Raw genomic sequence first — 13,258 nt, 5'->3', positions numbered from 1 at the left:
GTTACCCCCACATAAGGGGTAACGCATTAAAGCCACAGAACGAATTTCGGAGAGCACCAGATGGGTAAAATCATTGGTATTGACTTGGGTACAACCAACTCATGTGTCGCCGTACTTGACGGTGAAAAAACGCGCGTCATTGAGAACGCAGAGGGTGATCGTACAACACCATCGGTTATCGCTTACACACAAGATGGTGAAACACTTGTCGGCCAGCCTGCGAAGCGTCAGGCAGTGACAAACCCAGAAAACACCCTGTTTGCTATCAAGCGTCTGATCGGCCGCCGCTTCGAAGATGAAGAAGTGCAGCGTGATATCAGCATCATGCCTTACAAAATTGTTAAGGCAGATAACGGTGACGCTTGGGTTGAGGCGAAAGGCCAAAAAATGGCTGCGCCACAGGTGTCTGCTGAAGTCCTGAAGAAAATGAAGAAAACCGCTGAAGATTTCCTCGGTGAGGAAGTCACCGGCGCGGTAATTACTGTCCCTGCTTACTTTAACGACTCACAGCGTCAAGCAACCAAAGATGCTGGTCGTATCGCAGGTCTAGAAGTTAAACGTATCATCAACGAGCCAACAGCAGCGGCACTGGCTTACGGCCTAGACAAAAAAGGCGGCGATCGCACAATCGCTGTGTATGACCTAGGTGGTGGTACCTTCGATATCTCTATCATCGAAATCGATGAAGTAGATGGCGAGCAAACGTTCGAAGTATTGGCCACAAACGGTGATACTCACCTTGGTGGTGAAGACTTCGATAACCGCTTGATCACCTACTTGGTTGACGAGTTCAAAAAAGAGCAAGGCATCGACCTACGTCAAGACCCGCTAGCGATGCAGCGTGTTAAAGAGGCAGCTGAGAAAGCGAAGATTGAACTGTCTTCTGCGCAGCAAACAGACGTGAACTTGCCTTATGTGACGGCGGACGCAACCGGTCCTAAGCACATGAACATCAAAGTGACTCGTGCCAAGCTTGAGTCTCTGGTTGAAGAGCTGGTTCAGCGCTCACTGGAACCAATGAAAGTAGCACTGGCCGATGCCGAGCTATCGGTTGACGAAATCACTGACGTTATCTTGGTTGGCGGTCAAACCCGTATGCCAATGGTACAGGCCAAAGTGGCAGAGTACTTCGGTAAGGATGCACGTAAAGACGTGAACCCAGACGAAGCTGTTGCCATGGGTGCTGCGGCACAAGGTGGCGTATTGTCTGGTGATGTAAAAGACGTACTGCTGCTTGACGTGACTCCGCTTTCACTGGGTATCGAAACCATGGGCGGTGTGATGACCAAGCTGATTGAGAAAAACACCACGATCCCAACCAAGGCGAACCAGGTGTTCTCAACAGCAGAAGACAACCAAAGCGCGGTAACGATCCACGTGATTCAGGGTGAGCGTAAGCAAGCCATGCACAACAAATCACTGGGTCAGTTCAACCTTGAAGGCATCCAGCCTGCGCCACGTGGTGTGCCACAAATTGAAGTAACCTTCGATTTGAACGCCGACGGTATCTTGAACGTGTCTGCCGCTGATAAGCAAACCGGTCAAGAGCAGAAGATCACTATCCAAGCGTCTGGCGGTCTGAGCGACGAAGACGTTGAGAAGATGGTGCAAGAAGCAGAAGCTAACAAAGAAGCGGACAAAAAGTTCGAAGAGCTAGTGACTGCGCGCAACCAAGCTGACCAACTGGTTCACGGCACGCGTAAGCAAATGGAAGAAGCAGGTGACAAACTGCCTGCAGAAGACAAAGAGAAGATCGAAACCGCCATTTCTGAGCTGGAAACCGCACGTAACGGTGAAGACAAAGAAGACATCGATGCGAAGGTTCAAGCACTGGTTGCCGCTTCATCAAAACTGATGGAAATCGCGCAGCAGCAAGCTCAAGATGAGCAGGCGCAGCAAGACGCCGGTGCTGATTCAGCAAAACAAGACGACGATGTTGTCGATGCTGAGTTCGAAGAAGTTAAAGACGACGACAAGAAATAAGCGAAAGCACTGTCGTTAATAAGCACGGGCGTAGGGGAGCAATCTCCTTCGCCCGTCGTTTTATCAAACAGTGAATTGAACGTCTTTGTTTTGTTGACGTAAACAGGTGCAGTCAGACCATGTCTAAAAGAGATTTGTATGAAGTGCTCGGCTTAAGCCGCGATGCAAGCGAGCGCGATATTAAAAAGGCCTATAAGCGGCTGGCGATGAAATATCACCCAGACCGCAACAAAGGCGAAGATGCGGCCGACCAGTTTAAAGAAATTAAGTTGGCCTATGAAGTGCTGACCGACCCGCAAAAACGCGCAGCCTATGACCAATACGGTCACGCAGCCTTTGAACAAGGTGGCATGGGAGGCGGCGGCTTCGGCGGCGGTGGCTTCGGTGGAGGCGCTGACTTTAGCGATATTTTTGGTGACGTATTCGGCGATATATTCGGCGGAGGTCGTCGTGGTGGTCAGCAACGCGCGCAACGTGGAGCCGATTTACGCTACAACATGGAGCTTACGCTTGAAGAGGCGGTCCGTGGCGTCAGCAAAGAGATCGAAGTGCCTACTTATGTCGGGTGTAAAACCTGTGATGGCAGTGGGGCGAAACCGGGTTCGAAAAAACAAACCTGTGGAACCTGTAACGGTATTGGCCAAGTGCAAATGCGCCAAGGTTTCTTTGCGGTTCAACAAGCGTGTCCAACCTGTCATGGCAGCGGGACCATTATCAAAGACCCTTGTAACAGTTGTCATGGCCAAGGTCGCGTAAAAGAAACCAAGCACCTAAATGTGAAAATTCCTGCAGGTGTCGATACTGGCGATCGCATTCGCTTATCTGGTGAGGGTGAAGCCGGTGAGAACGGTGCACCGGCGGGTGACTTGTATGTTCAGGTACACGTCCGTGAACACCATATCTTCACCCGTGATGGCAACAACCTCTACTGCGAAGTACCGGTCAGCTTCACCATGGCAGCGCTCGGTGGCGAGGTCGAAGTCCCTACCTTAGATGGCCGTGTTAGCCTTAAAGTCCCAGCGGAAACGCAAACGGGGCGCATGTTCCGCATGCGCGGTAAAGGGGTGCAGTCTGTTCGTGGTGGCGGTGTTGGCGATCTCATCTGCAAAATGGTGGTCGAGACCCCAGTTAACTTGAGTAGCCGACAAAAAGAGCTGCTTCAAGAACTGGAAGAGTCGTTTAGTGGCACTGAAGCGAAAAAGCACAAGCCAAAATCAGAAGGTTTCTTTGACGGAGTTAAGAAATTCTTTGATGACCTTACCGGTTAATGGATGCCACTTGTCTAAAAAACATTAAAATGATGAATAGCCAGCCTCGCGCTGGCTATTTTTTTGCCACAAGAACCTATTTCAAAGAGAAGCCGGGCGTTTTCTGCTGGGAGGGAAGCGAGCACGATGTTTCTGCTGATATGCTAGTAATTACCCCATTAGGATATAAAACCAACCTATTGCATGGGTCGTCATGCTGATGGCTATCTGCTTGAGGGTGCGCGATAATCCTATACCCTGTATCACTGCCTTCTATTGAAAACTGATAGTCAGATGATACTTGGCAATCTGAACAAACAAGCCCTTTTTCTAGCAGTGTAGAGTGAGAGATGCTTGGATAATATCCCTTGGTGATGACTTGCATTTCTACCCAAGCTTGGAGGTGCACTAACCGCTCAATTGCCGCTTTGCGTGCTTGTGTTTGCTGATACTGGTGAAAGTTGGGCACGACAACGGCTGTCAACGTGGCAATAATAGCGAGCGCGGTCAGGATCTCGATCAACGTCACTCCATGTTGAAAACGGCGGCTTTGACGCTGACGCATTCTTTTTAACCTCTCGAAGAGTTGATAATGAAAACCCTACTGAGCCTATGCGGGTGTTAGCCTGCAGGCAATGGCGACACCCAAACCTTGGGAGGCAGTATGCGTTTTCAAACTGTGCACGTAAGTCAGTGCTTTCGGCTCTGCCTCAAAAAGAGGAGTGGCATCACCCTTATAGAGTCCCTGCTGGTACTGAGTGTGTTAGCGGCTATATGCACCATCGCGATTCCTCATTTTTCGTCTGCTCAGCAAGCAACCATGATGGCGAGTCGTAGTGAATCGCTAACAAGCTTGTTTTATCTTGCTCAAGCTCGTGCGATGAAAGAAAACCGGGTCTATCATCTTCGCCTGCGTAAAACAGAAAACACCCAGTGTATCGTTGCGCAACCAAGTACTGGGAGCGGGCTCGTTAGCAATATAACTGATTGGCTCTCAGCCATATCTTGCCAACAGACGAAGTTGCCGATGGTGACGATCCCGAGTGACATTTCTCTGTTGTTTAAAGAAAAAAAGAGTTGGACGCCGTTACCGGAAGGTGAGCTATTCTCGATTGATTTTCGCACCCAGAGACCGAGCTTGAATCTGACTGTTGGTTTGGGCGGCGATCGCGGGCAAGCGCCTGACTACGTGGTCACTGTCCGTCAATATCTCGGTTTTGAATCCTGTCAGTGGAGTGGTATCGACAGTGCGTGTAGCTAAGTCCACAGGTTACTCATTAGTTGAGCTTTTAGTCGGCTTGTCGGTGAGTGTTTTGGTTTCAATCACAGCACTCTCTGTGATGACTTCGGCGACCACGATGCAAGCCCGAATAGATGCCAAGACGCGCTTATCGCTCGAAGTCAGCCGCTTATTAACGATGATGGAAACTGAGATACGCCGAGCCGGATTGTGCTACCAGTGTGGTGGCGCGTCGCCCTACCTCTTTGACAATGGTCATGATCTTCACCTTTTACTGATTGATGAAACCCCCTCGCAGCGTCAAGGGCAGTGCCTTCGCTTTGCTTATCAACAAGACAGCACCCATCCAACGAATACCGTGGGTAAAGATGACGCCAAAGGCTTTCGACTAGACACAGAAGACCATGCCATAGAGGTCTATGAAAATCACCGAGACACGGCGAACTGGTCGTGTGAGTCAGGTTATTGGCGAGATATTTCTTCTCGTGCATTGAAGATCTCGCATTTATCTTTTACCCGTAATGAGGTGCGCACGGAAAATGGGCGACGCATTACCTCACTGACTATCAAGGTTTCCGCCTCGCTAACACGCCAACCTGGCCTGCGTAAAGACGTGTCGCGAACATTGGTTTTAGCTAATACGGTGGCCTCATCATGAATTACGTCGCAAAATGCACGCGTGACCAAGGTATAGCGACCCTCGCGGTGGTCGCCAGCATCGCGCTGATTGCACTTCTTATTGTATTAGGTGTCGGTCGACGGACAGTCAATGATATCCAACAAACACAGGCAAAAATCACGACTGAACAATCCCTTTCCAGAGCGTGGGCGGCTCTAGATTGCGCGGTGGCTAAGATTGAACATGATGGAATTCACTTATCGAAAGGCGATGCAGCAGCGGGGATAGAGCAACTCTCATCTTGTCAACATATTGCAGGGAGTCAATTATGGTTGGAACCTTGGCAAGATAGTGAAGGCGCACTCTGGCACCTTTATGCCACTCATGCACAACAGCAAGTGGGGGTGACACTTGCGGGTGCTTCAGGGGGACGAGCAAGCTCGTTTGTCACCTCAGGATCTGCCGCGTTTTACGGTGGCAATATATGGCGACCGGCAAAGGGAAAAAAGCGAAAGGATGGCCTCTATGAGTGTCATTCAATTATAGCCGGGGGTGATGTCATGATTCGTCCGCGAATGCCGGATGAGAGTCCGCCAGAGAGTGAAGAGCCGGATAGCCCAAACGGATTTACCGTTAGCTTAGGTGGGGGCGATGAATGCGCCCCCGAATATAAAACGAAGGTTAGCGACTACACAGTCGCAGATAGTCGCGATGAAACTGGCGCGCGACTAAAAAAAGATGTGCAGACCAATGTTGAGAATATGGACTTATTCAAAGATTACTTTGGTGTCCCTCGCGCGCAGTGGAAAACAGTCAGAGATCAATTTGAGCGACAAGGCGGTATTGTTGTTAATACCCATCATGATCCGTCGTTATGTTATGAGACCTTATTGAATGCCATGAATGTTACTGAGCAAGCACACGCTAAAATCTGGATAGATGGGCCGTGCGATTTGAGCCGAGTATATTCAGATGACAGTGAAAACGCAGCGATAGAGACGCAGGCCAGGTTCAACAACCAAAAGCCAATTTTGCTGGTAGTGCAAGACGGAATCCTCGCACTTCGCGGAGCCCTATCTCAATTTAATGGCGTGGTGTTTCAGTTTAATCCGACGCTCTCTGCCGATGACTTTGCGCATCAATGGGGAATGGAAGCCACTCAGCAAGGAGAATTAAGTTGCGTTCATAGTAATATCAACCTTAACGAGCTATGTACGTTAATTGTGAAACACTCAGAAAATCCAACGCAAGCGAGGAGAACGCCCTTTTGGTTCCACGGTAGCTTTCAAACCCATGGGGGATTTATTGTCGATATACCGGGTGGACATATAGTGGTTAATGGTTCATTTAAGCCAAACTACAACGGTAATCATGTACGAGATAGCTTTGAAGGCCTAGGGCTGCTCAGGCCGCTTTACAATAGCTACCATGACATCAAACCGCCTCATGGAGAGGGGTAGTATGTTACAAGCGCGAGGCTTCTCATTCATCGAGATCTTACTGGCTCTTGTGCTGGTTTCTATTACTGGCGCTGGTGTGTCTCGGCTGGCAACGGATATTCAGACTCAGCAGCGTGATGCGCGTCTCGCTAAAGGGGCCATGTATTTAGCTAACGACCAACTCTCTCACTGGCGACTGATGAATACTGATACGCCATGTTCAACAAGTAACAGCGAGCCCATCAGGTTAGATAACCTCTCTGAGTGTTTAATTACCACCGAGGATTCGAACTATGAGCTGGTGGTTGCTAATGAGCAAAACATATTGATGGCCGATAGCGAGGTCTATGCCAAAACGCTAACACTTTCTGTACGCTGGCGAACCACACATGGGCAGCAACAAACGTTGGCTTTTTATTTTACTGGGGTGCGGCGACAAAACGGGCTTAATTAAAGCACTTTCCCACGGACGGTAAACGTGCAGTGGTGGCTTTTTGTTCGCTTGAAGCGTTTTTCTTAAAAACCCCTTGCGTCCCAAAATTACCTCTCTATAATGCGCTCTCGTTGGCACGGCAAGCCGCGCCAACAACGGAAAAACAGCCAAGCAAACAAAACGCTTGACTCGATGCCAAAGTGGCGTAAAATGCCACTCCCGCTCAAGATTGGGCGGCGCTCTTTAACAATTTGACCTATGCAATCTGTGTGGGCACTCGTTGAGAATAGACAAAAAGATTTATTCGATGAACTGAGTGACCAATTCATGTTGGTGCAGCCTTGAGCTGTTTTGATTTCACTTTTTTAAAAGTGGATGCCAACAAGAGAACAGTCAATTCGTTTGTCTCGTAAGAGACGAACAAAACAGTATTTATCGAGCCGTTTGTCTTTCCTTTATAGGAAAGCAAACACCAAAACTTAAATTGAAGAGTTTGATCATGGCTCAGATTGAACGCTGGCGGCAGGCCTAACACATGCAAGTCGAGCGGAAACGGCAGCATTGAAGCTTCGGTGGATTTGCTGGACGTCGAGCGGCGGACGGGTGAGTAACGGCTGGGAACCTGCCCTGACGAGGGGGATAACCGTTGGAAACGACGGCTAATACCGCATAATGTCTTCGGACCAAAGGTGGCCTCTACATGTAAGCTATCGCGTTGGGATGGGCCCAGTTAGGATTAGCTAGTTGGTAAGGTAATGGCTTACCAAGGCAACGATCCTTAGCTGGTTTGAGAGGATGATCAGCCACACTGGGACTGAGACACGGCCCAGACTCCTACGGGAGGCAGCAGTGGGGAATATTGCACAATGGGGGAGACCCTGATGCAGCCATGCCGCGTGTGTGAAGAAGGCCTTCGGGTTGTAAAGCACTTTCAGCAGTGAGGAAGGTGGTGTACTTAATACGTGCATTGCTTGACGTTAGCTGCAGAAGAAGCACCGGCTAACTCCGTGCCAGCAGCCGCGGTAATACGGAGGGTGCGAGCGTTAATCGGAATTACTGGGCGTAAAGCGCATGCAGGCGGTTTGTTAAGTCAGATGTGAAAGCCCGGGGCTCAACCTCGGAACCGCATTTGAAACTGGCAGGCTAGAGTCTTGTAGAGGGGGGTAGAATTTCAGGTGTAGCGGTGAAATGCGTAGAGATCTGAAGGAATACCAGTGGCGAAGGCGGCCCCCTGGACAAAGACTGACGCTCAGATGCGAAAGCGTGGGTAGCAAACAGGATTAGATACCCTGGTAGTCCACGCCGTAAACGCTGTCTACTTGGAGGTTGAGGTTTAAGACTTTGGCTTTCGGCGCTAACGCATTAAGTAGACCGCCTGGGGAGTACGGCCGCAAGGTTAAAACTCAAATGAATTGACGGGGGCCCGCACAAGCGGTGGAGCATGTGGTTTAATTCGATGCAACGCGAAGAACCTTACCTACTCTTGACATCCAGAGAACTTTCCAGAGATGGATTGGTGCCTTCGGGAGCTCTGAGACAGGTGCTGCATGGCTGTCGTCAGCTCGTGTTGTGAAATGTTGGGTTAAGTCCCGCAACGAGCGCAACCCTTATCCTTGTTTGCCAGCACATAATGGTGGGAACTCCAGGGAGACTGCCGGTGATAAACCGGAGGAAGGTGGGGACGACGTCAAGTCATCATGGCCCTTACGAGTAGGGCTACACACGTGCTACAATGGCAGATACAGAGGGCAGCGAAGCTGCGAAGTGGAGCGAATCCCTTAAAGTCTGTCGTAGTCCGGATTGGAGTCTGCAACTCGACTCCATGAAGTCGGAATCGCTAGTAATCGTGGATCAGAATGCCACGGTGAATACGTTCCCGGGCCTTGTACACACCGCCCGTCACACCATGGGAGTGGGCTGCACCAGAAGTAGATAGCTTAACCTTCGGGAGGGCGTTTACCACGGTGTGGTTCATGACTGGGGTGAAGTCGTAACAAGGTAGCCCTAGGGGAACCTGGGGCTGGATCACCTCCTTACTGACGCTATTTTTGCGAGTGTTCACACAGATTGTATAGGTTGAAAGTCAAAGAGATACGAATGCCTTAGTAAAAGGCTCGTACCTTAGATGGGTCTGTAGCTCAGGTGGTTAGAGCGCACCCCTGATAAGGGTGAGGTCGGTGGTTCAAGTCCACTCAGACCCACCACTTCTACTTATCCTGCGTCATCTTTGATAGCTGCGATGCTCATGTGCTAGCGCACACTGCGCGTCTCACTTCAAATCTGACTTGGTTAAGCGAAGTGGCTTCTTCGAAGAAGTCTGTCTAAGGAATTATGATGGGGCTATAGCTCAGCTGGGAGAGCGCCTGCCTTGCACGCAGGAGGTCAGCAGTTCGATCCTGCTTAGCTCCACCACTTTTTAAGCGCATTTATGATGATAAGTGTCTTTAAAAAGTGGTTTATCGTATTGATAGATTTACATGCTCTTTAACAATCTGGAAAGCTGACAAGTCATTCTTAAAGAATGACAGTAAAGTTCTCAATCAGTGACATGTAATGTCACTCACACAATCAAGTGTGCTTGGGCTTTGTCTTATTTGATAAGCAAAGTCTCTATTTTGAGTCCGGCAAAAACAAAACCTTAATTGGTTGATGATTCAACACTCAGTGGTTTTGCGACGCAGATTTCTTTTTTAGACAATCTCGCGCAAAAAAAAAACCTCTTGGGGTTGTATGGTTAAGTGATTAAGCGTAGACGGTGGATGCCTTGGCAGTCAGAGGCGATGAAGGACGTACTAACCTGCGAAAAGCGATGGTGAGCTGGTAAGAAGCATTTGAGCCATCGATGTCCGAATGGGGAAACCCACCTGCATAAGCAGGTATCTTAGCGTAAATACATAGCGCTAAGAGGCGAACTCGGGGAACTGAAACATCTAAGTACCCGAAGGAAAAGAAATCAATTGAGATTCCGGCAGTAGCGGCGAGCGAACCCGGAGCAGCCCTTAAGCGGCTTAGGCGTTAGGTGAACAGGTTGGAAAACCTGGCAATAAAGGGTGATAGCCCCGTAACCGACGGCGCCTTAGGCGTGAAAACGAGTAAGACGGGACACGTGATATCTTGTCTGAACATGGGGGGACCATCCTCCAAGGCTAAATACTCCTGACTGACCGATAGTGAACCAGTACCGTGAGGGAAAGGCGAAAAGAACCCCTGTGAGGGGAGTGAAATAGAACCTGAAACCGTCTACGTACAAGCAGTGGGAGCCTCCTTTGTGGGGTGACCGCGTACCTTTTGTATAATGGGTCAGCGACTTAATGTAAGTAGCAAGGTTAACCGCATAGGGGAGCCGTAGGGAAACCGAGTCTTAACTGGGCGACAGTTGCTTGCATTAGACCCGAAACCGAGTGATCTAGCCATGGGCAGGTTGAAGGTTGAGTAACATCAACTGGAGGACCGAACTCACTAACGTTGAAAAGTTAGGAGATGACCTGTGGCTAGGGGTGAAAGGCCAATCAAACTCGGAGATAGCTGGTTCTCCCCGAAAGCTATTTAGGTAGCGCCTCGGACGAATACTACTGGGGGTAGAGCACTGTTAAGGCTAGGGGGTCATCCCGACTTACCAACCCTTTGCAAACTCCGAATACCAGTAAGTACTATCCGGGAGACACACGGCGGGTGCTAACGTCCGTCGTGGAGAGGGAAACAACCCAGACCGCCAGCTAAGGTCCCAAAGTTATCGCTAAGTGGGAAACGATGTGGGAAGGCTCAGACAGCCAGGATGTTGGCTTAGAAGCAGCCATCATTTAAAGAAAGCGTAATAGCTCACTGGTCGAGTCGGCCTGCGCGGAAGATGTAACGGGGCTAAGCGATACACCGAAGCTGCGGCAATGTCCTTATGGATATTGGGTAGGGGAGCGTTGTGTAAGCTGTTGAAGGTGTGCTGAGAGGCATGCTGGAGGTATCACAAGTGCGAATGCTGACATGAGTAACGATAAAGGGGGTGAAAAACCTCCTCGCCGGAAGACCAAGGGTTCCTGTCCAACGTTAATCGGGGCAGGGTAAGTCGGCCCCTAAGGCGAGGCCGAAAGGCGTAGTCGATGGGAAACGGGTTAATATTCCCGTACTGCTACTTACTGCGATGGGGGGACGGAGAAGGCTAGGTGGGCCTGGCGATGGTAGTCCAGGTTCAAGTGCGTAGGCTGATTTCTTAGGCAAATCCGGGAAATCAAGGCCGAGACACGATGTCGAGCCACCAAGGTGGTGAAGTCATTGATGCCATGCTTCCGGGAAAAGCCTCTAAGCTTCAGGTAAGTAGCAACCGTACTCCAAACCGACACAGGTGGTCGGGTAGAGAATACCAAGGCGCTTGAGAGAACTCGGGTGAAGGAACTAGGCAAAATGGTACCGTAACTTCGGGAGAAGGTACGCTGCCCGCGGTGAAGTCCCTTGCGGATGGAGCTATGGGCAGTCGCAGATACCAGGTGGCTGCAACTGTTTATTAAAAACACAGCACTGTGCAAAATCGAAAGATGACGTATACGGTGTGACGCCTGCCCGGTGCCGGAAGGTTAATTGATGTGGTTATCGCAAGAGAAGCCATTGATTGAAGCCCCGGTAAACGGCGGCCGTAACTATAACGGTCCTAAGGTAGCGAAATTCCTTGTCGGGTAAGTTCCGACCTGCACGAATGGCGTAATGATGGCCACGCTGTCTCCACCCGAGACTCAGTGAAATTGAAATCGCAGTGAAGATGCTGTGTACCCGCGGCTAGACGGAAAGACCCCGTGAACCTTTACTACAGCTTGGCACTGAACATTGAGCCTACATGTGTAGGATAGGTGGGAGGCTTTGAAGCGGCGACGCCAGTTGCTGTGGAGCCATCCTTGAAATACCACCCTTGTATGTTTGATGTTCTAACTTAGCCCCGTTATCCGGGGTGAGGACAGTGCCTGGTGGGTAGTTTGACTGGGGCGGTCTCCTCCCAAAGCGTAACGGAGGAGCACGAAGGTGGGCTAATCACGGTCGGACATCGTGAGGTTAGTGCAATGGCATAAGCCCGCTTAACTGCGAGAGTGACGGCTCGAGCAGGTACGAAAGTAGGTCATAGTGATCCGGTGGTTCTGAATGGAAGGGCCATCGCTCAACGGATAAAAGGTACTCCGGGGATAACAGGCTGATACCGCCCAAGAGTTCATATCGACGGCGGTGTTTGGCACCTCGATGTCGGCTCATCACATCCTGGGGCTGAAGTCGGTCCCAAGGGTATGGCTGTTCGCCATTTAAAGTGGTACGCGAGCTGGGTTTAGAACGTCGTGAGACAGTTCGGTCCCTATCTGCCGTGGGCGTTGGATGATTGAGGGGAGCTGCTCCTAGTACGAGAGGACCGGAGTGGACGAACCGCTGGTGTTCGGGTTGTGTCGCCAGACGCATTGCCCGGTAGCTAAGTTCGGCACAGATAAGCGCTGAAAGCATCTAAGCGCGAAGCTGGCCCCGAGATGAGTCATCCCTAGAGCTTCGAGCTCTCTAAAGGGTTGTCGTAGACGACGACGTTGATAGGCAGGGTGTGTAAGCGCTGTGAGGCGTTGAGCTAACCTGTACTAATTGCCCGTGAGGCTTAACCATACAACACCCAAGAGGTTTTGGGTTGGACTTAAAATAAGCCAGTTGATTGTGGCGAGAACAAACAGCTTTCTAGATTTAGGAACGAATTTATCAAATACATCCTTGTATTTGACCCTGACGGGCCGCACTGAAGCGCGTTAAATTTTGTTCCAGACAAAATTTTGCTTGGCGACCATAGCGCTTTGGACCCACCTGACTCCATGCCGAACTCAGTAGTGAAACGAAGCAGCGCCGATGGTAGTGTGGGGTCTCCCCATGTGAGAGTAGGACATCGCCAGGCTTTGATTATAAATTGCGCCTATTGCTTGCGATTTTTGATAGCTGCGATGCTCATGTATTGGCATACACTGCGCGTATCGCTTCAAAACTCTCTGCGCATAGAACGCAATTTAATCATCAAAGCAGATAGATGTAAGACTTTGATGAGACAGAATTGGTGCGGAGTGGTAGTTCAGTTGGTTAGAATACCGGCCTGTCACGCCGGGGGTCGCGGGTTCGAGTCCCGTCCACTCCGCCACTACTTAAAAACCCTAGCTGAAAAGCTGGGGTTTTTTGCGTTTAAGTTCCCCTAAGCCTGACGTCTTGGCCGCGGCTAGATGGCCAGCCCTGCCTTACAGTGCGCGTTGAGTCCCGCAGGGTGGCCTGCCCATTGTCCGCAACCCCGGCCCTCCGCCACTA

7 protein-coding genes, 3 tRNA genes and 3 rRNA genes are annotated in these 13,258 nt (G+C 50.4%); 12 read left to right on the top strand and 1 reads right to left on the bottom strand.

The genetic code is table 11. The features are described 5' to 3' along the window. Positions 1–60 precede the first annotated feature (60 nt). Positions 61–1,983: a molecular chaperone DnaK gene (dnaK, locus tag N8M53_RS10165; protein ID WP_077579583.1), complete on the top strand. Its 1,923-nt coding sequence runs from the start codon at positions 61–63 to the stop codon at positions 1,981–1,983. 119 nt (positions 1,984–2,102) lie between these two features. After that, positions 2,103–3,251, top strand: a complete 1,149-nt coding sequence (gene dnaJ, locus N8M53_RS10160; protein WP_077641660.1) for a molecular chaperone DnaJ — start codon at positions 2,103–2,105, stop codon at positions 3,249–3,251. A 76-nt stretch (positions 3,252–3,327) separates the two neighbouring features. Here the strand turns inward: dnaJ and N8M53_RS10155 are convergent, their stop codons facing one another. Beyond that, positions 3,328–3,795 (bottom strand): type IV pilin protein, encoded by a 468-nt coding sequence (locus tag N8M53_RS10155; RefSeq protein WP_077579585.1) that lies wholly within the window; start codon positions 3,793–3,795, stop codon positions 3,328–3,330. Between the two features lie 195 nt (positions 3,796–3,990). Between N8M53_RS10155 and N8M53_RS10150 the strand changes: the two genes are divergently transcribed. From N8M53_RS10150 to N8M53_RS10105, 10 genes are all read left to right on the top strand, one after another. Continuing rightward, positions 3,991–4,491 (top strand): pilus assembly FimT family protein, encoded by a 501-nt coding sequence (locus N8M53_RS10150; RefSeq protein WP_269578690.1) that lies wholly within the window; start codon positions 3,991–3,993, stop codon positions 4,489–4,491. A 97-nt stretch (positions 4,492–4,588) separates the two neighbouring features. Next, a complete protein-coding gene (locus N8M53_RS10145; RefSeq protein WP_131825360.1) occupies positions 4,589–5,128 on the top strand; it encodes a hypothetical protein in 540 nt (179 codons plus the stop codon). After that, positions 5,125–6,549, top strand: a complete 1,425-nt coding sequence (locus N8M53_RS10140) for a hypothetical protein (protein ID WP_269578689.1) — start codon at positions 5,125–5,127, stop codon at positions 6,547–6,549. The genes N8M53_RS10145 and N8M53_RS10140 overlap by 4 nt, the downstream gene beginning before the upstream one ends. 1 nt (position 6,550) lies before the next feature. Beyond that, positions 6,551–6,982, top strand: coding sequence for a type II secretion system protein (locus tag N8M53_RS10135; RefSeq protein ID WP_269578688.1), 432 nt, complete (start codon positions 6,551–6,553; stop codon positions 6,980–6,982). 460 nt (positions 6,983–7,442) lie between these two features. Continuing rightward, a 16S ribosomal RNA gene (locus N8M53_RS10130) occupies positions 7,443–8,997 on the top strand. Between the two features lie 91 nt (positions 8,998–9,088). After that, positions 9,089–9,165, top strand: a tRNA-Ile gene (locus tag N8M53_RS10125). A 132-nt stretch (positions 9,166–9,297) separates the two neighbouring features. Next, positions 9,298–9,373: transfer RNA gene (locus N8M53_RS10120), tRNA-Ala, on the top strand. 320 nt (positions 9,374–9,693) lie between these two features. Then, a 23S ribosomal RNA gene (locus tag N8M53_RS10115) occupies positions 9,694–12,580 on the top strand. A 164-nt stretch (positions 12,581–12,744) separates the two neighbouring features. Next, a 5S ribosomal RNA gene (gene rrf, locus N8M53_RS10110) occupies positions 12,745–12,860 on the top strand. Together the 16S, 23S and 5S rRNA genes with 3 tRNA genes alongside form the textbook arrangement of a ribosomal RNA operon. Positions 12,861–13,020: 160 nt before the next feature. Beyond that, a tRNA-Asp gene (locus tag N8M53_RS10105) sits at positions 13,021–13,097 on the top strand. Positions 13,098–13,258: the final 161 nt, after the last annotated feature.

The sequence above is a fragment of the Salinivibrio kushneri genome (assembly GCF_027286325.1).
In the GTDB taxonomy this organism is placed as follows: Bacteria; Pseudomonadota; Gammaproteobacteria; order Enterobacterales; family Vibrionaceae; genus Salinivibrio; species Salinivibrio kushneri_A.
This window is presented reverse-complemented; position numbering and strand designations above follow the sequence as displayed.